The organism is Streptomyces sp. NPDC014006, from assembly GCF_043088925.1.
Lineage (GTDB): Bacteria > Actinomycetota > Actinomycetes > Streptomycetales > Streptomycetaceae > Streptomyces.
This window is the reverse complement of the sequence record NZ_JBICAJ010000004.1, coordinates 137,468-160,279: the sequence shown is the minus strand read 5'-3', so window position 1 is coordinate 160,279 and position 22,812 is coordinate 137,468. Positions and strand designations below refer to the sequence as shown.

Here is a 22,812-nt window from a genome sequence, read left to right as displayed (position 1 = left end):
GCGCGATATTACTGGAGAGTAGGACCACGCGGACACCCCCGCCGGGGCCCCGCTCACAGGCAACGGCAGGAGCGACGCACGCCGCGACGTGCCGCAGCGGGCCGCCGCAGGCGACGATCAGACATCGCCCTCCTCCTCCACCGCCGCGGCCCGGGCCAAGAAGTCGTCCACCATGCGATGGAACAGCGTGGCCAGCTGCCGCAGGTCCTCCGTGGACCACTCGGCCAACGCGAGCTGCATGCCGCGCGCCCCCGCGTCCCGGACGGCGTCCACCGCACGGCGCCCCGCATCCGTGAGCTGGATGCGCTGGGCGCGCCCGTCGTCCGGATCGGGCACCCGCGTGAGGTACCCGGACTTCTGCAGCTGCTGCACGGTACGCGTGACGTGCGAGGCCTCCACACCGAGCCGGTTGGCCAGCTCCCCGGAGCGCAGCGGCTCGGAGTCGGCGACCTGGCGCAGCAACGCCACGGCGGCCCGGTCCAGCGGAACGCCCGCCAGGGCCATGAGCCGCTCGTGCTGCCGCGCCCGGGTGCTGAGATAGGTGATGCGGTTCAGGGCGCGCTCGATCTCGGCGACTTCCGGGGAGGCAGCGGGGGCGGCGGGAAGCGGTGATGTTGCCATGGAATCCACGGTACCATATAGTTGCGTAACTCAAGTAAATGCGTTTCCGGGCCAGCGCCGCACGCCGCCCCGTTCAGGCGAATCCCGCGCAAGCCGCGCGTGACCCCGGCCTCTTCCGTCCACCTTTCAGGACGTGACCCTGCCACTGATCGTTCCCATGCTCGCCACACCCGGCACCCTGCCTCCCGCCTCCCAGGACTCCCGCTGGGCGTACGAAACGAAGCAGGACGGGCAGCGGGTCGTGGCGTATCTGGCCGGGGACGGCACCGTGGTGCTGCGGGCCCGCTCCGGGGAAGTGATCACCGCCGCCTACCCGGAACTCCACGCGCTGGGCGACGCGCTCGGCGGCACTGCGGCCGTTCTGGACGGCGAGGTGCTGGCGCTGGATGCGCGGGGACGGGCCGACTTCCAGTTGCTGCAGTCCCGGATGGGGCTCGCCCACGCCCCGGCCCGCGCGGCGCGCAAGGCGGCCGAGCAGCCCGCCCATCTCGTCCTGTTCGACGTCCTGCACCTCGCCGGCCGCTCGCAGCTGGCCCTGCCATACCGGCAACGGCGCGCCCAGCTGGAGGCGCTCGGCCTGCACGGGCCGTACTGGTCGACCCCCGCGGCACTCGTCGGTCATGGCGCCCAGGCGCTGGCGGCAACCCGCGAACACGGCCTGGAGGGCCTGGTGTGCAAGCGCCTGGACTCCGTGTACGAGCCGGGGGTGCGCTCCCGCGCCTGGATCAAGATCCGCAACATGCACGGCGTCGACGTGATCGTCGGCGGCTGGCTGCCAGGCAAGGGACGGCTGTCGGGGCTACCGGGCGCGGTGCTGGTCGGCCAGCGTGACGCGGCCGGCGCACTGCGGTACGTGGGCGGCGTCGGCACCGGCTGGAGCGAGCAGGAACGGACCCATCTGGCGCACCTGCTGGGCGAGTTGGCGACCGGCACCTGCCCGTTCACGCCCGGCCTGCGGGTGCCGGGCGCCCAGTGGGTGCTGCCCCGGCTCGTCGGCGAGGTGCGGTACAGCACCCGGACCCGGGCGGGGATGCTGCGTCAGCCGTCCTGGCTGCGGCTGCGACAGGACCTCACGCCCGAGGAGTCGGCCGCCGATCTGCCCGACACCACGTCATGATCCTTTTCTTCAACGGGACTTCACCGGAGATACCCTACGGCCCTCTTGGCGCGGACATGTAAAACGCGGGACGCTGAACGCCCCCACAGCCGCCCGGCCACACCCGTGCCAGGAGGAGGACGCAGTGACGTTCAAGGCCCACAGCAGGAGATGGCTCACCGGACTCGGCGCCGCGCTCGCGCTCGTCGTCGCCGTCCCCACCACCGCCTTCGCCGCCCCGCCGCAAGCTCTGCCGGCCGACGCCGACAGCCTGGAGCGCACCTACCAGCCCGCCTTCGACTACGACACCGACGGCTGCTATCCCACCCCGGCCATCGGCCCGGACGGCACCGTCAACGGCGGGCTCAAACCGACCGGCGCCCTCAACGGCAACTGCCACGACGCCGCCGACCTGGACAACACCAACGGCTACTCACGCTCCCGGTGCAACAACGGCTGGTGCGTCATCCTCTACGGCCTGTACTTCGAGAAGGACCAGGCCCTGCCCGGCAGCAGCCTCGGCGGACACCGCAACGACTGGGAACACGTGGCGGTGTGGGTGCAGGACAACCAGGTCAAGTACGTCTCCACGTCCAACCACGGCTCGTTCACCGTGCACGCGGCATCCCAGGTCCGCTTCGAGGGCACCCACCCGAAGGTCGTCTATCACAAGGACGGCATCAGCACGCACTGCTTCCGGCTGGCGGGCGCGAACGACGAGCCGCCGGAGAACCACAAGCACACCTGGCAGTACCCGCCACTCGTCGGCTGGAACGGCTACCCGCCGGGCATCCGCGAGAAGCTGAGCGCCTACGACTTCGGCAGCGCGCACTTCGGCCTGAAGGACGCGAGCTTCGCCTCCCACCTGGCCTCGGCCGAGCCCGCCGGCATCCCCTTCGACCCGAACGCCTGACCACCAGCCGCCGCGTTCCGCTCACGCCTCGGCCTTGAGGCCCTCCAGACCGGGTGTGACCAGCAAGGGGACGAACTCCACGACATGGTGCGCGGCGACGCCGTTGAGCAGGTACGGATCGGTGGCCAGGATCCGGTCGAGCTCCTTTGCGGGCATCGAGGCGGCGAGGTAGACACCGCCCGTCAACGGCACTTGCCGCCCGGCTGCCAGCAACAGTCCCTGCGCGACGAGGTCGTTCAGCCAGTCGCCGTGGGCGGGTCGGTACGGATCCACTTCGGGCAGCGGCACGGTATAAGTCACTGTGACGACGAACATGCCGCGGACCGTAGCCGACCCCCGGGCGCACAGCGACCGGGTTTCCGGTCGGCCGAGACCGACAGGCCTAGGACTCCCGCCGTGGGCCGGCTTCGGACCGCAGGCCGATCCGCGGCCGGGGGACAGGGCGTAGCGTCCGCATCATGACCGCGAAGGACAGCACGGGAGAACTCGACGAGGCGTTCGAGCGCCTGCACGCCACCGGTCCGGAACGGCTGGGGCGGCTCACCAACCACGCCCCCATGGTGGTTGAGGCCCTCGCCGCGCACGGCCGGGCCGGAGCCGTGCACCGCTGGCTGGATCTGTACCGCCGCAAGCTGGAGGACTTCCCCGCCCCGGTCGCCCGCGTCACAAACGCCAACTGGCGCGAGGCGCTGGGCGACCACCGGCGGGCGGCCGACTGGATCGACCATTTCTCCCGCGCCCTCGAGGACCGCCCGTGGCGGGCCGTCCTCGCTGAGTGGTGGCCACGCCTGCTGCCCGGGCTGTACGGCGCCTCGACGCACCCGGTGATCCGGGTCGGCCACGCCGTCCGCGCCCTCGAGCAGGAGGAGAACGCCCCCCGGCGCACCGAACTCGCCCACGCCCTGGGCTACTGGGCGGCCCGCCACCGTACCGTCGAGGGCATCGTCACGCTCCCCGGCGCGGACAGCGCGGCGCGGACCCTGGATGCGGTGCCACCGGTCGAGGGGGCCGAAGGTGGCTTCCCGGCCCGGCTGGCGGCCGTACGGCGGCTGCCCGGCTGGGCGCAGGACGTGACCGATCCCGGCACGGCGCGGGCACGGCTCACCGAACTCGTCCGGGCCGCCACGCACCGGTACGCCACCCACGGGCACGGCGAGGAGACCATGCTGGTGCACGCGGCGACCGCCCCCAACGCCGTTCTGCGCACGCTTCAGGCGCTGCCACGGGAGTTGTGGGTGCCCAGCCTGCACGCCGCGTGGACGGCGTCCGCGGCGGTCACCGCCATGTACGCCCCCGCCGAGCCGGTTGCGTGGCAGACGCCGGGCACGCTCACGGCCGAGGACGTGCTGGAGCGGGCGCTCGCGCACGGCGACGAGCACGTGATCAAGCTGACCGACACCGCCCTGGACGTCGGCGACGAACAGGCCCTGGCCGCCGCGCTGCGCGCAGCCGAACTCAGCGAACCGCTGGTCTGACGCGCCCGTGAACCGGACCTGACCGAGGTGCGACAGCGGACCCCGGCCTGGACGGCCTGGCCGTGGCGCGCGGATCGGTGGGAAGGGTCTATCGTGACCCGCATGTCCGTTCCGGAACTGATCCGCATCGTCTCACGCGACTCACCGATGGCTCTGTCTCAAGTGGAGCGTGTCCGCGCCGAGTTGGCCGCCGTCCATCCAGGGGTGCGCACCGAGGTCGTACCGGTGAAGACCACCGGCGACAAGTGGCTCGGCGATCTGTCCCAGGTCGAGGGCAAGGGGGCCTTCACCAAGGAGGTCGACGCGGCCCTGCTGGCCGGGGAGGCCGACCTCGCGGTGCACTGCGTCAAGGACGTGCCCGCGGACCGGCCGCTGCCGGCCGGTACGGTTTTCGCCGCGTTCCTGAAGCGGGACGACATCCGGGACGCCCTCGTGCACCCGGGCGGGCTCACCCTGGACGAGCTCCCCGCCGGCACCCGCGTCGGCACCTCGTCGGTGCGCCGGATCGCCCAACTGGCGGCCACCCACCCGCATCTGACGTGCGTCCCGTTCCGCGGCAACGCCAACCGGCGGCTGGAGAAGCTGGCGGCCGGGGAGGCCGACGCGCTGCTGCTGGCCGTGTCGGGTCTGGAGCGCATCGGGCGGCCGGACGTCATCAGCGAGGTCCTCTCCCCCGACGTGATGATGCCGCCGATCGGCGCGGGCATCCTCGCCCTGCAGTGCCGGGAGGACGACGGCGACCTCATCGACGCCGTCAGCGCGCTCGGCGATCCCGACACGCATCGGGAGGCCACGGCGGAGCGGATGTTCCTGCACGTGCTCCAGGGCCACTGCAACAGCCCGATCGCCGGCTTCGCCCGCGTGGACCGCGGCGGAGAACTCTCGCTGCGCGCCTGCGTCTTCACCCCGGACGGCAAGACCCGCCTGAACGCCCACGAGTGGGCCGGGCGGCTGGATCCGGCGACGCTGGGCACGTCGGTGGCGGTGGCGCTGCTGCGGCAGGGCGCCCGCGAGATCATCGACGGCATCGCGCACTGAGCGGACGCCGTCGCGTCTTCGCGGCCGGTGGCCCGAGCGTCAGGCGGTGCCCTCTTCGGCCTGGTCGCGCAGGAAGGTGCTGACCTGGTGGGCCAGGCAGTCCCGGCCCGCGCCCGCCGGGACGTGGGAGGGCTGCGCCTTTACGCCCAGGCCGCCGGTCCACATCCGGCGCTCCGCCCACTCCTCGTCGACGCGCAGCTGGACTTGTACGTCCACCTGACGCAGGGCGTCCTCGGGTCCGGCGGCGAACAGCACGGCCGTGACCCGGCGCAGCGGGTACACGTCGAAGCCCTCGATGAACTGCGAGTTGCGCCAGTCGATGAAGGCGCCCTCGCCGTCGGGCCCGATGCGCACGTCGATCTGGCCGTCCTCGAGGTGGACGCCGAACCGCTCGGGTCCGCGGTTCTCCACCGTGACCCGCAGCGCGAAGTACGTCAGCCCTTCGGCCGCGTCGTCCCGTCCGCGCGGCGGCTCCGCCTGCTCCAGACGGTGGACGCGGACGCGCAGACCGGCATGCTCCTCGTACTCGTGCCAGTCCCCGACCACGTTCGGCTCGTACACAGTCCACCTCTCGACTTCTGAGAGCTGCTTCCTATCCAGGCGGTCAGGGCACTGTCAAATGCGCCTCATGCGCTGTGGCCAGCGGATTCGGCGCAGGTGATCGATGATCAAGCCGTGCGCAGGGAGAATCGGTTTCCGGTCGTTCGGCCGGTTTTCGGGGGCGTGCCGCACATCACGTCCGCGGCCATGATCACCGATCTTGACGGTGTGTCATGATCAGCGGGCCAGCCGGCCCAGCAGCGGGGAGGCGGCGGCGATGCCGAGCGCGGCGGCCACCAGGAGCACCGCGAAGTCCGCGCCGAGGTGTGCCGGGGTGCCCAGCAGCAGGCCGCGCAGGGCGTCGACCTGGTAGCTGAGCGGGTTGGCCCGGCTCACGGCCTGGAGCCAGCCGGGCATGACGGAGACCGGGTAGAGCGCGTTGGAGCCGAAAAACAGCGGCATGGTGATCGCCTGCCCGAAGCCCATCAGCCGGTCGCGGCTGAGCACGATGCCGGCGATGGTCATCGACAGGCAGGAGAAGAAGGCCGATCCGAGGACCACGGCCGCCGCGACGGCGAGCAGCTTCAGCGGGTTCCAGGTCAGCGCGACGCCGAGCGCCGCGGCGATGACGAGGACGACGACCGCCTGCACAAGTGCCTTGACCCCGGCGGCGAATGCCTTGCCGGTGATGAGCGCGGCGCGTGGAGTGGGCGTGACCAGCAGCTTGTTGAGGACTCCGGCGTCGCGCTCCCAGATGATCTGGATGCCGTAGAAGATGGCGATGAACATCGCGGACTGGGCGATGATGCCGGGCGCCAGGTAGTCGACGTACGGGATGCCGCCGGTCGGGATCGCCCGGATGCGGGTGAAGGTCTGACCGAAGATCAGGAGCCAGAGGGCGGGCTGTACGGCACGGGTGTACAGCCCGGTGCGGTCGTGGCGCAGCTTCTGCAGTTCGACCGCGCACATCGCAAACACCCGGGCGGGCACCAGCCGCCACGGCGCCCTTGGCTCGGGCGGGCGGAGCAGGAGGCCGAGCGCCCGCTCAGCCGACGCGGCGTGCGGTGCGGCGGGTGGATCGGACATCGCGGAAGTCTCCTGAGGTGTCGTCGAGGCCGCTGCCGGCGACGTCGCGGAAGACGTCCTCCAGCGTGGCAGGGGTCGCCGCGCCGCTCGGCGAGCCGCTCGCGCAGTGCGGCGGGGGCGCCGAGGGCCCGGACATGGCCGCGGTGCATCAGGCCGACCCGGTCGCAGTACTGGTCGGCCTCGTCCATGTAGTGCGTGGTCACCAGGACCGTCATGCCGGTGGCGGCGCGCACGGCGTTGATGTGCTCCCACACGCCGGTGCGGGCGATGGGGTCCAGGCCGATGGTCGGCTCGTCGAGGATCAGCAGACGGGGCGCGCTGACCAGCGCCTGGGCGAGTTCGAGGCGGCGGACCATACCGCCGGAGTAGGTGGCGGCGAGCCGGTCGGCGGCGTCGGCGAGGTCGACGGCCGTCAGCGCCTGGGCGACCCGGGCGGCGCGCTCGCGGCGCGGCACGTCGAAGACGCGGGCGAAGAGGGCGACGTTCTCCCGGCCGGTCAGGCTCGCGTCGGCGGACAACTGCTGCGGGACGTAACCGAGCAGCCGCCGTACGGCCATGCGCTCGCGGGCCGCGTCGTGGCCGAAGACTCCGACCGTGCCCGGCGGGACCGGGAGCAGGGTGGCCAGGCAGCGGATCGCGGTGGTCTTGCCGGCGCCGTTCGGCCCGAGCAGTTCCGAAGACCTCGCCTCGTCGGACGGTCAGATCGAGTCCGTCGACGGCCTTGGTCGCACCGAAGGCGTACACCAGGCCGGTGCACGACACGGCATCGGAAGCGGTGTCGGTCGTGGGGCCGGCCACCGGGCCGGTCGCGGGATCGGTCACGGGGCCGGCCACCGGACCGGTCTCGGTGTACGTGTCGGCCATGAGATCGGGCTTGGGATCAGTCTTGGGATCGGTCATGGCGTCTCCCCCTCCTGCCTCAGGCTCTCGGCCAGCCGGCGCAGCGCGGGTAACGCGGCGCGCAGGGGCCTCCCGGTCGGCCTCGGGCAGCCCGGCGAGGTGGCGGTCCAACAGTTCGGCGCGGCGCTCCTGCCAGTCGCGCAGCCGCTTGAGGGCGGCGTCGGTCGGCAGCAGGCGGGCGGCGCGCCGGTCGGCGGGGTCGGACTCGCGAACCAGGTAGCCGTCCCGGACCAGGTGATTGACCAGTGTGGACACGGAATTGCCCGCGAGGTGCAGCTCCTTGGCCGCCTCGGAGATCCCGATGCCGGGCCGCGCCTCGACCAGCCGCAGCAGCTCGACCTCGGCGCCGCGCAGCCGTGGGGCGGTCAGCCCGGCGCGCAGCCGGCGCCGGGTCAGCCGGTGCACGCCGACGAGGGCGCCGGCAAGCTCCTCCGGGAGGGTGTCCTGGCCCACGACGTCCGACCAAGGGCCGGTCAAGAGACGCCGCGCTCACGCAGCACTGCCGGACTTTCGCAAATCACCATGTTCTTCGCGAATGGGGTTTCACTCGTATGGAAGCGGGGAATCTGCTTGTCAGTGCTTCGGACAGGAGGCACTCCGTGGGGCCGGTGTGCCGGGCCCGACGCCCTCCATGTCCGGTCCGCGTGCTCGTCCCACGGTGTCTGTCCACCCAGCATCCGCTGAGGGAGGCGCGCATCGATGCGTACCGCCATCAGGACGCAGCAGCATCCGCACGACGACGCCCCCGACACAGCCGCCGACTTCGCCCGGCTGGCGACGCTGCCCGACGGCACCGAGCGCAGGGCGCTGCGCGACGAGCTGGTCCGCCTCTGGCTGCCCATGGCCGAGCGGATCGCCGTACGGTTCCGGGGGCGCGGGGAGTCCCTCGAGGACCTGTACCAGGTCGCGGCGCTCGGACTCGTGAAGGCCGTCGACCACTTCGACCCGGACCGCGGCGGGGCCTTCGAGGCGTACGCCGTGCCGACGATCACCGGTGAGATCAAACGGCACTTCCGCGACCACATGTGGACGCTGCACGTGCCGCGCCGGGTCCAGGACCTGCGCAACCGCGTCCGGCGCGCGGTCAAGGAACTCGGTCAGACCATCCCGGGCCGGGCCCCCACCGTCGCCGAGATCGCCGCGTTCGCGCAGCTCACCGAGCAGGAGGTGCGCACCGGCATGGAGGCGCTGGAGTGCTTCTCCGCGCTGTCGCTGGAGGCGGAGATGCCCGGCACCGACGGCTACGCCCTCGGGGACGCGCTCGGCGGCCCGGACCCGGGCTACGACACCGTCGTGGACCGCGAGGCCGTCAAGCCGTGCCTGCAGGCGCTCCCGGAGCGCGAGCGCACCATCCTCTACCTGCGGTTCTTCAAGGGCATGACGCAGAGCGGGATCGCCGAGCAGCTGGGAATCTCGCAGATGCACGTCTCCCGACTGCTCAGCGGCTGCTTCGCCCAGTTGCGCGAGGAGATCCTCGCCGATCGCCCGTGATCCCCGCAGTGGTCTTCGATCCGGGCGCTGATCCCGGCAGAGGTCCAGGCACTGATCCGGACAGTGGTCCAGATGCGGGGGCGTCACCCGATCGGTGGCGTCCCCGGGATCTGGGTGGGGCCGTGGCGGTCCAGGGCGTCCTCCAGCTCCGCACGGATCTGCTGCGGCATCTCCCCGTTGCGCGCCCAGATCAGTATCAGCTCCGCGACATTGCGCAGTTTGATGTTGGTGTGCTGGGAGACTTCCTTCAGAACGCGCCAGCCCTCATCAGGTGACATCCGGCCGAGCGCCACGATCATTCCGATCGCCTGGTCGACCACGGCGTGCGAGGTGACCGCTTCCTTGAGCTGATCCACTTCTTCCTGGAGCTCGAAGAGCCGACCGGTTTCGTCGTCCTGGTCCCGCGGTACTCGTGCCACCTCTCCCACGTTGCCCCCGGGGGCCGCCCGCCGCCACCGGGGGTATTCGACAGGCGGCCCGCAGGGATCCGGTCGGACACTGGAGGTGGACCGGCGGCCGACCGGCCGAAGAGATCAGGACGCGAGCGCCATGAACCACGACACGCCACCCTCCCCACGAGCGACAGAGGTCGTCTCGTCCCACCACGTCTTCGGCGCACCCTGCTGGGTGAGCCTGACCAGTCGCGATCTGGAGGCGACCCAGGACTTCTATTCGGCGGTGCTCGGGTGGAAGTGGCGCAAGGGGAAGCTGGGTGACCGGTTCCGGATCGCGCTGGCGGACGACGTGCCGGTCGCCGGGATCGCCGCGGTCGCCACGATGTGGCAGATGGCGGTGGCGTGGACGCCGTACTTCGCGGTGCCGAGCGCGGACGAGGCCGTCTCGCGGGCGCGCGAGCGCGGGGGGACGGTGGCCGTGGGCCCGATCTCGCTGCCGCCGGGGCGGGCCGCGCTGATCGCGGACCGCGACGGGGCGACGTTCGGGATCTGGGAGGGAGAGCTCTTCACGAACTGGGAGAACTGGCGGCAGGCCGCGCCGGCCTTCATCCGGCTGCACACCCGCGACGCCTTCGACGCGGCGATCTTCTACGGCGAGATCCTCGACTGGGCCTCGCGGCTGCCCGGCTGCTGCGAGGTGGGCTACGAGGGCAACGAGGTCGTGCTGCGCAGCGAGGGCGAGGTCGTGGCCCGGATCGAGTCGGGCGCGCTGGAGGCGGCGCCCGATCCGACGATCCGACCGCACTGGCAGGTCCACTTCGCCGTGGCCGACGTGACGGCGTGCGCGTTGGCGGCGGAACAGCATGGGGGCAGCGTGCTGGGCAAGGGGGCGGATGAGGCTGTGCTGCGGGATCCGGACGGGGCGCAGTTCACGATCACCTCGCGTACGGTGACGCGCGGCTGAGGGGGCGGGGGGTGCGTTGTTCGTCTGCGGGTCGCGTTGTGGCTGGTCGCGCAGATCCCCGCACCCCTTGAACGCCTGGGGCGTCCCTGACGAAGAAGGCGCCGCCGCCCACAGGGGCGGCGGCGCCTTCTTCGTCAGCTGCGTTCCGGGGGCGGGGTCGGGTTTCTGCGGCCTCGGGCCGGGCGGGAGAGGACGACCAGGCTGCGGGAGGCGACCGTGACGTCCGTCGCCGCCTTGTACTCGGTCTCGTCGGGGACGCCGTCCGGCTCCGCGGTGTCGATGCGGGCCGTCCAGCGGGTGCCGTACAGGGCGTCGGGGAGCGTGAAGACGATGGGTTCCCAGTAGCTGTTGAGCAGGAGGAGGAAGGAGTCGTCGACGACCGGGCGGCCGTAGCGGTCCGGTTCGGCGATGGCGTCGCCGTTGAGGAACACGCCGATGCAGTGGGCGTCGGAGCGCTGCCACTCCTCGTCGGTCATCTCCTGCGCGTCCGGCAGCAGCCAGACGAGGTCGGGCAGCGGCTGGTCGGCGTTGGTGACCGTGTCGCCGCGGAAGAATCGGCGGCGGCGCAGTACGGGGTGCTCCGCGCGCAGGCGGATGAGGCGGCGGGTGAAGCCTGCCAGGTCGCGCTGTTCGTCGGTCAGCCGCCAGTCGATCCAGGAGATGTCGTTGTCCTGGCAGTAGGCGTTGTTGTTGCCGCGCTGGGTGCGCCCGAGTTCGTCGCCGTGGCACAGCATCGGGATGCCCTGGGACAGCAGCAGGGTGGCCAGCAGGTTGCGTTGCTGGCGGGCGCGCAGTTCCAGGACCGCGGGGTTGGCGGTCTCGCCCTCGGTGCCGCAGTTCCAGGACCGGTTGTGGCTCTCGCCGTCGCGGTTGCCCTCGCCGTTGGCCTCGTTGTGCTTGTCGTTGTAGGAGACCAGGTCACGCAGGGTGAAACCGTCGTGCGCGGTGACGAAGTTGACGCTGGCGCGCGGCCGGCGCCGGTTGTGCTGGTAGAGGTCGGAGGAGCCGGTCAGGCGGGAGGCGAACTCGCCGAGCGAGCCGGGCTCGGTGCGCCAGAAGTCGCGTACCGTGTCGCGGTACTTGCCGTTCCATTCCGACCACAGCGGCGGGAAGTTGCCCACCTGGTAGCCGCCCTCCCCCACGTCCCACGGCTCGGCGATCAGCTTCACCCGGCTGATCACCGGGTCCTGCTGGATCAGGTCGAAGAACGCCGACAGCCGGTCCACCTCGTGGAACTGCCGGGCCAGGGTGGCCGCGAGGTCGAAGCGGAACCCGTCGACGTGCATCTCCGTCACCCAGTACCGCAGCGAGTCCATGATCAGCTGCAGCACGTAGGGGTGGCGCATCAGCAGGCTGTTGCCGGTGCCGGTGGTGTCGTAGTAGTGCGCGAAGTCGCCGTCCACCAGGCGGTAGTACGACGCGTTGTCGATGCCGCGGAAGGACAGCGTCGGGCCCTTCTCGTTGCCCTCGGCGGTGTGGTTGTAGACGACGTCGAGGATGACCTCGAGGCCGGCCGCGTGCATCGCCTTGACCATCGATTTGAACTCCGCGACCTGCTGGCCCCGGCTGCCGTGGGCGGCGTAGGCGTTGTGCGGGGCGAAGAAGCCGATGGTGTTGTAGCCCCAGTAGTTGGCCAGACCCTTGTCCTGCAGGACGCCGTCCTGGACGAACTGGTGGACGGGCATCAGCTCCACGGCGGTGACACCGAGCGAGGTCAGGTGTTCGAGGATCGCCGGGTGGGCGAGGCCGGCGTAGGTGCCGCGCAGTTCGGGCGGCACGTCGGGGTGGGTACGGGTCAGGCCGCGCACGTGCGCCTCGTAGATCACGCTGTCCGCGTAAGGAGCGCGCGGCGGCCGGTCGTCGCCCCAGTCGAAGTACGGGTCGGTGACCACACCGAGCATGGTGTGCCCGGCGCTGTCGGCCGGGTCGGGGCCGTGGGCGTTGCGCTCGTACAGCGAGGGGTGGTTGTCGATCTGCCCGTCGACGGCCCGTGCGTAGGGGTCCAGCAGCAGTTTCGCCGGGTTGCAGCGGTGCCCCATGGCGGGCGCCCACGGCCCGTGGACCCGGTAGCCGTAGCGCTGGCCGGGTCCGACGCCCGGCAGGTAGCCGTGCCAGACGAAGCCGTCCGCCTCGGTCAGCGGGACGGTGCGGTGGGCGCCGCGATCGTCGACGAGGATCAGTTCGACGCGCTCGGCCACCTCGCTGAACAGCGCGAAGTTGGTGCCCTGGCCGTCGTGGACGGCACCCAGCGGGTAGGGGTGCCCGCTCCACACGGGCACCCCTGCCTTCTTCTTCGGGTCGGTGGTCGTCACCGGCTCGCCTCCAGTACGTCGCCCACCGTCTCGCCGGCCAGTGCGACAGTCCGGAGCGCGCGCGGCACCTGGAGCATCTCGCGCAGGGCCGGGAACGGGGTGGTCGGGATCAGCGGCTCGCGGTCGCCGACCCGGGCGCGCTGCGAGAACCAGATGACTTTGCTGCCGGTGTCGGTGGCGCAGCACCCCCACCCGTCGCTGCTCGCCGCGATGCGCTCCAGGCAGCTGCGCAGGTCCTGGTCCGGGCGCAGCTCGCAGTCGTTCTCCCCGATGGCGGTGATCAGGTGCTGACCGTTCCACCACATCTCGATGGACGTGTTCTTGTCGGTGGCGTGTTCGTCGATGGCCCGCAGCAGCATCTCGGTGCTGCGGCACACGGGCTCGACCAGGTTCTCCAGGTCCCAGTACTTCAGGTGCGCGGCCATGATGCGCCTGACCTGTCCGACCCGCTCCGGGCTGACTTCCACGTCGAGGTGGTAGTAGCAGGGCACTGCGGTCTTCATCGTCGTTGGCTCCTCACCGGCGACGCTCAGGCTCCTAACGCCCTGGCGGGCGGTACCCCGAACACGAAGCGTGAGCGATGTTCGCTTCTGAGTCACCCCCAACACTGAGGGTGATACGCCATTCGTGCAACACGAGCGCACCACGGCCAAGATCCAACAGGACGGTAGGTCATCGCACGTGCACCATAAGTGAAGGCCACGAGAGGTTTTTCGGCTGATGCCCCTCTGCGTACGCGGCCGGCCCGTCCGTCGGGCGTCGTACCTCTCGCACTCCCGGAAGGTGAACAGCGCCATGCTGCTACCCGCGAAAGCCGAAGTCGCCAGGCATCTGCAGCGTTACCGCGCCTGGGAGCGGGCCATGCTCGCCTCGCCCGCCGACAGCGCGGTGCGGGCAACCTTCGAGGACACGGGATACACCCTGTGCGTGCTGATGGGCAAGCGTTGCGCACGGGAGGCCGCCGACGCCGCGGAACGCTATCTGCGGTCGGACGCGGCCACCTCCCTGTGGCAGGGCGCTCCGCGACGGCGGACGAAAAACGTGGCGCGCAGGAGTGGAACCCGCTCCGCCCGGCGTTTCCCGGCGGAGCACTAGCCCTCCTCCGGTGCAGCTTGGACATCCACCAGCCGGGTCACGGCCCGGCTTCGAGCACGCAGGAGGTTCACGATGAAGTCCACCAGGCCCATCGGCCGTATCCCCGTGCGGGATGTCCATCCGCGCGTGGAGTGCGGCAGGCGACCGGCGAAGGCCGTCGTGGGCGAGACGTTCATGGTCACCGCGACCGTGTTCCGCGAGGGGCACGACGCGGTGGGCGCGAATGTCGTCCTGCGCGGCCCGGACGGCCGCAAGGGGCCGTGGACTCCTCTGCGTGAACTGGCCGAGGGCAGCGACCGCTGGGGCGCCGAGGTGACCCCTGACGCGGAGGGCCACTGGACGTACACCGTGGAGGCGTGGAGCGACCCGGTCACCACCTGGCGCCGGCACGCCGCCATCAAGATCCCGGCGGACATCGACACGGGCCTGGTGCTGGAGGAGGGCGGCCAGCTGTACGAGCGGGCGGCGGCCCGGGCGCCGCGCGGCCCGGCGCGCACCCTGCTGCGGGAGACCGCGAAGAGGCTGCTCGACGACTCGTTGCCGGTGCAGGACCGTTACGCCGCCGCGCTGGCGCCGGAGGTGGACGAGGTCCTGGCCTGCCATCCGCTGCGCGACCTGGTCACCGCGTCCAAGGCCATGCCCCTGCTGGTGGAGCGGGAGCGGGCTCTGTTCGGTTCCTGGTACGAGTTCTTCCCCCGCTCGGAGGGCACGCCCGAGCAGCCGCACGGCACGTTCCGCACCGCCGCCCGGCGGCTGCCGAAGATCGCCGCGATGGGCTTCGACGTCGTCTACCTGCCGCCCGTCCATCCGATCGGCACGACCTTCCGCAAGGGGAAGAACAACACCCTCACCGCCGGTCCCGAGGACGTCGGCGTGCCGTGGGCGATCGGCTCCCCGGAGGGCGGCCACGACGCCGTGCACCCTCAGCTGGGCACGATCGAGGACTTCGACTGGTTCGTCGAGCAGGCCCGCTCGCACGGTCTGGAGATCGCCCTGGACTTCGCACTCCAGTGCTCACCCGACCATCCTTGGGTGCACAAGCACCCCGAGTGGTTCCACCACCGCCCCGACGGGACGATCGCCTACGCCGAGAACCCGCCGAAGAAGTACCAGGACATCTATCCGATCGCCTTCGACCAGGACATGGACGGCCTGGTCAAGGAGACGGTCCGCGTCCTGCGGCACTGGATGGACCACGGGGTGCGGATCTTCCGCGTGGACAACCCGCACACCAAGCCGGTGGTCTTCTGGGAGCGGGTGATCGCGGACATCAACGCCTCCGACCCGGACGTGATCTTCCTGGCCGAGGCGTTCACCCGCCCGGCGATGATGCACACCCTGGCCCAGATCGGCTTCCAGCAGTCATACACCTACTTCACCTGGCGCAACAGCAAGCAGGAGCTGACGGAGTACCTAACCGAGCTGTCCGGTGAGGCGGCCTCCTACATGCGGCCGAACTTCTTCGCCAACACCCCGGACATCCTGCCGGGCTACCTCCAGCACGGCGGACGGCCCGCCTTCGAGGTGCGTGCGGTGCTCGCGGCGACCCTCTCCCCCACCTGGGGCGTCTACTCCGGTTACGAGCTGTGCGAGAACACCCCGCTGAAGCAGGGCAGCGAGGAGTATCTGCACTCGGAGAAGTACCAGCTTGTGGCGCGTGACTGGGAGGCGGCCGAGCGCGAGGGCCGCAGCATCGCTCCGCTGATCGCCCGCCTGAACGAGATCCGGCGCGGCCACCCGGCGCTGCGCCGGCTGCGCAACCTCCGTTTCCACGCCACCGACAACGACGCGGTCATCGCCTACAGCAAGCGCGAGGGTGACGACACGGTGCTCGTGGTGGTGAACCTCGATCCCCACCACACCCAGGAGGCCACCGTCTCGTTGGACATGCCGCACCTCGGCCTGGACCGGCACGCCGAGACGACCGTGCACGACGAACTGACCGGTGCGACCTACCGCTGGGGCAGCGCCAACTACGTGCGCCTCGAACCCGGTCGGACGCCGGCCCACGTGTTCCACGTCCGGTGAGCCACCCCACGAAACGGAGGTCGATCAGCCCCATGTCCGTCAACGAGCCCGTCCCGGACACATTCGAGGACACCCCGGCGAAGGACCGGGACCCCGACTGGTTCAAGCGCGCTGTCTTCTACGAGGTCCTCGTCCGCTCCTTCCAGGACAGCAACGGCGACGGCGTCGGCGACCTCAAGGGCCTGACCGCCAAACTCGACTATCTGCAGTGGCTGGGCGTGGACTGCCTGTGGCTGCCGCCCTTCTTCAAGTCACCGCTGCGGGACGGCGGCTACGACGTCGCCGACTACACCTCGGTCCTGCCCGAGTTCGGTGACCTGGCCGACTTCGTGGAGTTCGTGGACGCCGCCCACCAGCGCGGCATGCGCGTGATCATCGACTTCGTCATGAACCACACCAGCGACCAGCACCCGTGGTTCCAGGAGTCGCGCAAGAACCCGGACGGCCCGTACGGCGACTACTACATGTGGGCCGACCACGACAAGGGCTACCCGGACGCCCGGATCATCTTCGTCGACACCGAGAGCTCCAACTGGACGTACGACCCGGTGCGGGGGCAGTACTTCTTCCACCGGTTCTTCTCCCACCAGCCGGACCTGAACTACGAGAACCCGGCCGTGCAGGAGGAGATCCTGGCCGCGCTGCGGTTCTGGCTCGACCTGGGGATCGACGGCTTCCGGCTGGACGCGGTGCCGTACCTGTACGCGGAAGAAGGCAGCAACTGCGAAAACCTTCCGGCAACCCATCAGTTCCTGAAGCGGGTGCGCCGGGAGATCGACCTGATGTACCCGGACACGGTGCTGCTGGCGGAGGCCAACCAGTGGCCGGAGGACGTGGTCGACTACTTCGGCGACTACTCCGCGGGCGGCGACGAGTGCCACATGGCCTTCCACTTCCCGGTCATGCCGCGCATCTTCATGGCCGTACGGCGGGAATCCCGGTACCCGGTGTCGGAAATCCTCGCGAAGACCCCGCCGATCCCGGACGGCTGCCAGTGGGGCATCTTCCTGCGCAACCACGACGAGCTGACGCTCGAGATGGTGACGGACGAAGAGCGCGACTACATGTGGGCGGAGTACGCCAAGGACCCGCGGATGCGCGCCAACATCGGCATCCGCCGGCGCCTCGCGCCCCTGCTCGACAACGACCGCAACACGATCGAGCTGTTCACCGCGCTGCTGCTGTCCCTGCCCGGCTCGCCGATCATCTACTACGGCGACGAGATCGGCATGGGCGACAACATCTGGCTCGGCGACCGCGACGCGGTGCGCACGCCCATGCAGTGGACGCCGGACCGCAACGCCGGGTTCTCCACGGCCGACCCCGGACGGCTCTATCTGCCCACGATCATGGACCCGGTCCACGGCTACCAGGTCACCAACGTCGAGGCGTCCATGGCGTCGCCGTCGTCGCTGCTGCACTGGACCCGCCGGATGATCGAGATCCGCAAGCAGAACCCCGCTTTCGGACTGGGGTCCTACACCGAGCTGCCGTCGTCGAACCCTGCGGTGCTGGCGTTCCTGCGCGAGTACGAGGACGACCTGGTGCTGTGCGTGCACAACTTCTCCCGCTTCGCCCAGCCCACCGAGCTGGACCTGCGGGCCTACGACGGCCGCCATCCGGTCGAACTCTTCGGTGGCGTGCGCTTCCCCGCCATCGGAGAGCTGCCCTACCTGCTCACCATCGCAGGCCACGGCTTCTACTGGTTCCGGCTCGCCCGAGTCGCATCCCGCATCGGCCGCCGACAGTAGCGCGCCGAGGAAAGGACGCGTCACCATGCCGAAGACCGCATCCCTCCAGCCGAGCACTTCCGGCATCGCTCTGCATCTGGACTCGCTCGCGGGTCTGCTGCGCGAGTGGCTGCCACGGCAACGCTGGTTCGCCGGGAAGGACCGGCCGGTCACGGATCTGCGTCTGCTGTCGATGACCGAGCTGTTCCCGGGCTGTCTGCATGTGCTCATCCATGCCGCGCACGCCGGGTCGCCCCCGCCGCACGCCGGGGTGCCCGCGCCCGGCGGGTCGGCGGCTCCGGCCGGCGGCGACTGCTACCAGTTGCTGCTCGGCTTCCAGGAGCATCTCTCGCCCCGGCTGGGCAAGGCGCTGATCGGGCGGGCGGAGAGCGGCCCGATGGCCGGTCTCACGGTCTACGACGCGCTGCTGGACCCGCGCTCGGCGCATCTGCTGCTGGAGCGGATGCGGCACTCCGGGACGCTGGGGCCGCTGCTGTTCGACTCCGATCCGTCGGTGCCGATCCCGTCCGGTCTCGCGCCCCGGCTGCTGGACGCCGAGCAGTCCAACACGTCGCTGGTGTACGGCGACGCGTTCATCCTGAAGCTGTTCCGGCGTATCCAGCCTGGTATCAACCCGGATCTGGAGGTGCCGCTCGCGCTCGCCCGGGAGGGCTGTGCGCGGGTGCCGGCTCCGGTGGCGTGGATGCGGACCAGCCGGCCCCAGGAGGCGACGCTGGGCGTGCTGCAGCCGTTCCTGCCGAACGCCTCCGACGGCTGGACGCTGGCCCTGCAGGCCCTCTCGCGCGGTGAGGACTTCACCGCGGAGGCGAGCGCGCTGGGCGCCGCCACCGCCGAGGTGCACCTCGCGCTCGCCGCGGCCTTCCCGGCCGACGGCCACGCGGAGAACGCACGGCTGGCGGATGCGATGACCGAGCGGCTGAACGCCGCCGCCCACCAGGTCAAGGCGCTGCGCCCGCACGTGCCGGGACTGCGGGCGGCGTTCGGCGCGCTCGGCGCCTGCGACCCGGGCCCGCCGGCCCAGCGCATCCACGGTGACCTGCACCTGGGTCAGGTGCTGCGCGCCGGACGGGAGTGGTTCGTCATCGACTTCGAGGGCGAACCGTCACGGCCGCTGACCGAGCGGCGCAGCACCCACTCGCCGGTGCGGGACATCGCCGGCATGCTGCGCTCCTTCGACTACGCGGCCCGGCAGCGCAGGCCGTGGCGTCCCGAGTGGGCGCGCCGCTGCCGCGAGGCCTATTGCGCGGGTTACGCCGCGCGGGCGGGCTGGGATCCGCGCAAGAAGCACGCCCTGCTGCGCGCCTACGAGACGGACAGGGCTGTGTACGAAGTGCTCTACGAGGCCAAGCACCGTCCTGCCTGGCTTCCCGTACCCATGGCGGCGATCGAACGACTCGCCGTGAGAGGAGACTGACCCGTGGCGCTCCGCGACACCTCACTCCCCGAGCCGTCGGGCCCGGCCCGCACAGCGGCCACCGACCTGGACCCGGCCGACCGGGGCCGGCTGCTGGCGGGTGCCCATCACGATCCGCACGCCCTGCTGGGCGTTCACCCGGTGCCGGGCGGGGTGCTCTTCCGGGCGCTGCGTCCCTTCGCCCGCGCGGTCAGCGTGGTGGTCGGCCGCAAGCGGCATCCGCTGACCTCGGACGGCGACGGTCTGTTCTCGGCCGTGCTGCCGCTCAAGAAGATCCCCAACTACAAGCTGGCGGTCGCGTACGAGGACGCCGAGTACGTGGTGGACGACCCGTACCGGTTCCTGCCGGCGCTCGGCGAGTTCGATCTGCACCTGATCCGGGAGGGCCGGCACGAGCAGCTGTGGAAGGCGCTCGGCGCGGAGCCGATGACCCACGAGGGCGTGGCCGGCACCCGGTTCACGGTGTGGGCGCCGAACGCGCAGGGCGTGCGGGTCGCCGCGGACTTCACCTACTGGGACGGCACCCAGTTCCCGATGCGCTCGCTCGGCGCGTCCGGGGTGTGGGAGCTGTTCCTGCCCGGGGTCGGCGAGGGCACCCGGTACAAGTTCGAGATCACCTCGCGCTACGGGCACCGCTTCCTGAAGGCCGACCCCATGGCGCGGTGCACGGAGGTGCCGCCGGACACCGCGTCGATCGTGACGGCGTCGGCGCACGAGTGGGGTGACGCGGACTGGATGGCGCACCGCGGTGACGTTCCGGTGCACCGGGCGCCGTTCTCGGTCTACGAAGTCCACCTGCCCTCCTGGCGACCCGGCCTGACCTACCGCGAACTCGCGGAGGAGCTGCCGGCGTACGTCAGGGACATGGGGTTCACGCATGTGGAGCTGATGCCGGTCGCCGGGCACCCGTTCAGCGGGTCGTGGGGTTACCAGGTCACGTCCCACTACGCGCCGATGCCGCGGCTCGGCACGCCGGACGACTTCCGCTATTTCGTCGACGCCTGCCACCGGGCCGGCATCGGCGTGATCATGGACTGGGTGCCGGCGCACTTCCCGAAAGACGACTGGGCGCTGGCCCGCTTCGACGGTGACCCGCTGTACGAACCCGGGGACGACCAGCGGGCGGAGCACCCCGACTGGGGCACGTACGAGTTCGACTACGGCCGCACCGAGGTGCGCAACTTCCTGGTCGCCAACGCGGTGTACTGGTGCGAGGAGTTCCACATCGACGGCCTGCGCGTGGACGCCGTCGCCTCCATGCTCTACCTGGACTACTCCCGCGAGGACGGCCAGTGGACGCCGAACATCTTCGGCGGCAACGAAGACCTCGCCGCCAAGTCGTTCCTGCAGGAGATGAACGCCACCGTCTACCGGCGCTGCCCGGGGATCGTGACGATCGCGGAGGAGTCCACGGCCTGGGACGGCGTGACGCGGCCCACCGACAGCGGCGGCCTGGGCTTCGGGCTGAAGTGGAACATGGGCTGGATGCACGACTCCCTGCAGTACATGAGCAAGGAGCCGATCCACCGCAAGTACCACCACCACGAGATGACGTTCTCGATGGTGTACGCCTACAGCGAGAACTACGTCCTGCCGATCAGCCACGACGAGGTGGTCCACGGCAAGCAGGCCCTGGTGTCGAAGATGCCGGGCGACTGGTGGCAGCGCCGCGCCAACCACCGTGCCTACCTCGGCTTCATGTGGGCTCACCCGGGCAAGCAACTCCTCTTCATGGGGCAGGAGTTCGCCCAGGGCGGCGAGTGGAACGTGGAGCACGGGCCGGAGTGGTGGCTGATGGATCCCGGCCACATGGCGGCGGGCGACCACCGCGGGGTGCAGGAGCTCGTGCGCGATCTGAACACCCTGTACCTGGCCACGCCCGCGCTGTGGCAGCGGGACACCGAACCGGCCGGCTTCCGCTGGGTGGCCTGTGACGCCGCCGACGACAACGTGTTCGCGTTCGTGCGCTACGACGCCGAGGGACGCCCGCTGCTGGCGGTGTCCAACTTCTCGCCCGTCGTCCGCCACGACTACGTCCTGCACGTCGGTGACGACGTCACGGCCTGGCAGGAGGTCCTGAACACCGACGCGGCGAAGTACGGCGGCAGCGACGTCACGCTCCCCGAGCCGGTCAAGCCGGAGGACGGGAAGGTCCGGCTCACGCTGCCTCCGCTGGCGACGGTGTGGATGTCGTCGTATCCTCCGCGTTCCATGTAGCGATCACGGGGAACCCGACTGTGCGTCCCGTAGCGGTTCGGCCAGGAAAGGCGGCCTGAAGGTGCGCACAGTCGGTGTGGAGGAGGAGCTGCTCCTCGTCGACCCGGAGACCGGTGATCCCAAGGCTCTGTCCGCGGCCGCCCTGGCCCGCGCGGAGCACGAGGACGCCGGTCAGGAGGTCTTCGAGAAGGAGCTGTACGACCAGATGCTGGAGTTCGCCACCCGGCCGCAGTCCGGGATGGCGGACCTGTACGAGGAGATCGTGCGGTGCCGCAAGGAAGCGGCCCGGCACGCCGAGAGCATCGGCTGCACCGTCGCGGCGCTGGCCACGTCGCCCCTTCCGGTCAGCCCGGCGATAGGGATGAACGACCGCTACCAGTGGATGGCGGAGCAGTACGGCATCGCCACCCGGGAGCAGCTCGTGTGCGGCTGCCATGTCCATGTGTCGGTGGACTCCGACGAGGAAGGCGTGGCCGTCGTCGACCGGATCCGGCCCTGGCTGCCGGTGCTGTCCGCGCTGAGCGCCAACTCGCCCTTCTGGCAGGGCCGGGATTCCGGTTACCGCAGTTACCGCAGCCGGGTGTGGGGGCGCTGGCCCTCGGCCGGACCGACCGAGCTGTTCGGGTCGGTCGCGGGCTACCGGCAGCGGGTGGACGACATGGTCGCCACCGGGGTGATCCTCGACAAGGCGATGGTCTACTTCGACGCCCGCCTCTCGGAGCGGTACCCGACGGTGGAGATCCGGGTCTCGGACGTGTGTCTGCACGCGGACACGGCGGTGCTCGTCGCCACGCTGGTGCGGGGTCTTGTCGAGACCGCGGCACGGCAGTGGCGGGCGGGGGTGGAGCCGGCCGGGCACAGCGTGAGCATGCTGCGGCTGGCGGCCTGGCGGGCCGCGCGCTCCGGGATCGACGGCGAGCTGGTGCATCCGGCGACCATGCGGCCGGCGCCCGCCGAGGAGGTCCTCCAGGCGCTGCTCAGGCATGTCGAGGAGGCCCTCGCCGACAGCGGGGACCTGGAGTACGCCCGCGAGTCGTGTGCCCGGCTGCTGCGCGACGGCAACGGCGCCCGGATCCAGCGCGCGCTGCTGGAGCGCACCGACAGCCTGCGGGACGTGGTCGCGGAGTGCGTACAGCACACGCAGGCCTGAGGTCCCGGCGGTACCGTTGCCCGGCCGGGATCCGCGCGGTCGCTCACAGGGCCAGGGAGATGGCGTAGGCCAGGAAGAAGGCCGCCACCAGCACCACGAGGACGATGATCAGCACCAGCGGGGTCTTCGCCCAGCCCTTGGGCGGGTTGTGCACCTCGCGGGGGCCGGCCTCGGGCAGGCTGCTCTCCGCGGGCGGGGTCTCGCCCGGGGGGACGCCGCCGCCCGGTTCCAGTCCGGTGGTGCGTTCCGGTTCGGGGTCGGGGTTGGTGTAACTCATGCCTTCCGAGTCCCCCATAGGGGGCGGGACCAACGAAGCGGCATCACTT

The 22,812-nt window shown here is 70.9% G+C and carries 20 protein-coding genes and 2 pseudogenes; 12 read left to right on the top strand and 10 right to left on the bottom strand.

From position 1 onward, the window contains the following. Positions 1 to 117 precede the first annotated feature (117 nt). A complete protein-coding gene (locus ACF1GV_RS15945; RefSeq protein WP_391680638.1) occupies positions 118 to 621 on the bottom strand; it encodes a MarR family winged helix-turn-helix transcriptional regulator in 504 nt (167 codons plus the stop codon). Positions 622 to 754: 133 nt separating this feature from the next. On the opposite strand from ACF1GV_RS15945, the gene ACF1GV_RS15940 reads away from it, so the two are divergent. Together ACF1GV_RS15940 and ACF1GV_RS15935 are read left to right on the top strand one after the other, a co-directional pair. Next, entirely contained in the window at positions 755 to 1,738 is a 984-nt protein-coding gene (locus tag ACF1GV_RS15940; protein WP_391680636.1) for an ATP-dependent DNA ligase, read from the top strand. Between the two features lie 124 nt (positions 1,739 to 1,862). Then, complete coding sequence (locus tag ACF1GV_RS15935) at positions 1,863 to 2,630, top strand: NPP1 family protein (RefSeq protein ID WP_391680633.1); 768 nt, start codon at positions 1,863 to 1,865, stop codon at positions 2,628 to 2,630. Between the two features lie 21 nt (positions 2,631 to 2,651). On the opposite strand, the gene ACF1GV_RS15930 is transcribed toward ACF1GV_RS15935, so the two are convergent. Next, on the bottom strand, positions 2,652 to 2,945 hold the full coding sequence (locus tag ACF1GV_RS15930) for a YciI family protein (RefSeq protein ID WP_391680630.1): 294 nt from the start codon (positions 2,943 to 2,945) through the stop codon (positions 2,652 to 2,654). A gap of 143 nt (positions 2,946 to 3,088) precedes the next feature. Here ACF1GV_RS15930 and ACF1GV_RS15925 point away from each other — a divergent pair, with 143 nt between their 5' ends. Beyond that, on the top strand, positions 3,089 to 4,105 hold the full coding sequence (locus ACF1GV_RS15925; protein WP_391680628.1) for a questin oxidase family protein: 1,017 nt from the start codon (positions 3,089 to 3,091) through the stop codon (positions 4,103 to 4,105). 102 nt (positions 4,106 to 4,207) lie between these two features. Continuing rightward, the gene (hemC, locus tag ACF1GV_RS15920; RefSeq protein WP_391680626.1) at positions 4,208 to 5,143 is read left to right on the top strand and encodes a hydroxymethylbilane synthase; all 936 of its coding nucleotides are present in this window, start codon (positions 4,208 to 4,210) and stop codon (positions 5,141 to 5,143) included. Between the two features lie 39 nt (positions 5,144 to 5,182). On the opposite strand, the gene ACF1GV_RS15915 is transcribed toward hemC, so the two are convergent. The 4 genes and pseudogenes from ACF1GV_RS15915 to ACF1GV_RS15900 all read right to left on the bottom strand — a co-directional run bounded on the left by ACF1GV_RS15915 (position 5,183) and on the right by ACF1GV_RS15900 (position 8,122). After that, complete coding sequence (locus tag ACF1GV_RS15915; RefSeq protein ID WP_363266777.1) at positions 5,183 to 5,704, bottom strand: hypothetical protein; 522 nt, start codon at positions 5,702 to 5,704, stop codon at positions 5,183 to 5,185. Positions 5,705 to 5,920: 216 nt separating this feature from the next. Next, positions 5,921 to 6,769, bottom strand: coding sequence for an ABC transporter permease (locus tag ACF1GV_RS15910; protein ID WP_391680623.1), 849 nt, complete (start codon positions 6,767 to 6,769; stop codon positions 5,921 to 5,923). Then, a pseudogene (locus tag ACF1GV_RS15905) lies at positions 6,729 to 7,633 on the bottom strand (ABC transporter ATP-binding protein). Before ACF1GV_RS15905 ends, ACF1GV_RS15910 begins: the two are co-directional and overlap by 41 nt. A gap of 32 nt (positions 7,634 to 7,665) precedes the next feature. Next, positions 7,666 to 8,122: pseudogene (locus ACF1GV_RS15900) on the bottom strand (MarR family winged helix-turn-helix transcriptional regulator). Between the two features lie 246 nt (positions 8,123 to 8,368). On the opposite strand from ACF1GV_RS15900, the gene ACF1GV_RS15895 reads away from it, so the two are divergent. After that, positions 8,369 to 9,160, top strand: coding sequence for an RNA polymerase sigma factor SigF (locus tag ACF1GV_RS15895; RefSeq protein WP_363266774.1), 792 nt, complete (start codon positions 8,369 to 8,371; stop codon positions 9,158 to 9,160). Positions 9,161 to 9,243: 83 nt separating this feature from the next. On the opposite strand, the gene ACF1GV_RS15890 is transcribed toward ACF1GV_RS15895, so the two are convergent. Further along, positions 9,244 to 9,579, bottom strand: a complete 336-nt coding sequence (locus ACF1GV_RS15890) for an ANTAR domain-containing protein (RefSeq protein ID WP_391680619.1) — start codon at positions 9,577 to 9,579, stop codon at positions 9,244 to 9,246. 130 nt (positions 9,580 to 9,709) lie between these two features. On the opposite strand from ACF1GV_RS15890, the gene ACF1GV_RS15885 reads away from it, so the two are divergent. Beyond that, positions 9,710 to 10,519 (top strand): VOC family protein, encoded by an 810-nt coding sequence (locus ACF1GV_RS15885; protein ID WP_391680617.1) that lies wholly within the window; start codon positions 9,710 to 9,712, stop codon positions 10,517 to 10,519. A 134-nt stretch (positions 10,520 to 10,653) separates the two neighbouring features. Here the strand turns inward: ACF1GV_RS15885 and glgX are convergent, their stop codons facing one another. Together glgX and ACF1GV_RS15875 are read right to left on the bottom strand one after the other, a co-directional pair. Beyond that, the gene (glgX, locus tag ACF1GV_RS15880) at positions 10,654 to 12,798 is read right to left on the bottom strand and encodes a glycogen debranching protein GlgX (RefSeq protein WP_391681596.1); all 2,145 of its coding nucleotides are present in this window, start codon (positions 12,796 to 12,798) and stop codon (positions 10,654 to 10,656) included. A 29-nt stretch (positions 12,799 to 12,827) separates the two neighbouring features. Continuing rightward, positions 12,828 to 13,334: a pep a2 gene (locus tag ACF1GV_RS15875; protein WP_363266770.1), complete on the bottom strand. Its 507-nt coding sequence runs from the start codon at positions 13,332 to 13,334 to the stop codon at positions 12,828 to 12,830. A 292-nt stretch (positions 13,335 to 13,626) separates the two neighbouring features. On the opposite strand from ACF1GV_RS15875, the gene ACF1GV_RS15870 reads away from it, so the two are divergent. The 6 genes from ACF1GV_RS15870 to ACF1GV_RS15845 all read left to right on the top strand — a co-directional run bounded on the left by ACF1GV_RS15870 (position 13,627) and on the right by ACF1GV_RS15845 (position 22,486). Next, entirely contained in the window at positions 13,627 to 13,926 is a 300-nt protein-coding gene (locus ACF1GV_RS15870; RefSeq protein WP_363266769.1) for a DUF5133 domain-containing protein, read from the top strand. Positions 13,927 to 13,998: 72 nt separating this feature from the next. Then, positions 13,999 to 15,954 carry an alpha-1,4-glucan--maltose-1-phosphate maltosyltransferase gene (locus ACF1GV_RS15865; RefSeq protein WP_391680615.1) on the top strand — a complete coding sequence of 652 codons (1,956 nt, stop codon included), beginning with the start codon at positions 13,999 to 14,001 and terminating at the stop codon, positions 15,952 to 15,954. A 32-nt stretch (positions 15,955 to 15,986) separates the two neighbouring features. Then, entirely contained in the window at positions 15,987 to 17,705 is a 1,719-nt protein-coding gene (gene treS / locus ACF1GV_RS15860) for a maltose alpha-D-glucosyltransferase (protein ID WP_391680614.1), read from the top strand. Positions 17,706 to 17,730: 25 nt separating this feature from the next. Further along, positions 17,731 to 19,119 carry a maltokinase gene (locus ACF1GV_RS15855; protein WP_391680612.1) on the top strand — a complete coding sequence of 463 codons (1,389 nt, stop codon included), beginning with the start codon at positions 17,731 to 17,733 and terminating at the stop codon, positions 19,117 to 19,119. Positions 19,120 to 19,122: 3 nt separating this feature from the next. Beyond that, positions 19,123 to 21,336 (top strand): 1,4-alpha-glucan branching enzyme, encoded by a 2,214-nt coding sequence (gene glgB / locus ACF1GV_RS15850; RefSeq protein WP_391680611.1) that lies wholly within the window; start codon positions 19,123 to 19,125, stop codon positions 21,334 to 21,336. 61 nt (positions 21,337 to 21,397) lie between these two features. Beyond that, on the top strand, positions 21,398 to 22,486 hold the full coding sequence (locus ACF1GV_RS15845; RefSeq protein ID WP_391680610.1) for a glutamate--cysteine ligase: 1,089 nt from the start codon (positions 21,398 to 21,400) through the stop codon (positions 22,484 to 22,486). Positions 22,487 to 22,529: 43 nt separating this feature from the next. On the opposite strand, the gene ACF1GV_RS15840 is transcribed toward ACF1GV_RS15845, so the two are convergent. Beyond that, positions 22,530 to 22,763 carry a DUF6480 family protein gene (locus ACF1GV_RS15840; RefSeq protein WP_363266762.1) on the bottom strand — a complete coding sequence of 78 codons (234 nt, stop codon included), beginning with the start codon at positions 22,761 to 22,763 and terminating at the stop codon, positions 22,530 to 22,532. Positions 22,764 to 22,812 lie beyond the last annotated feature (49 nt).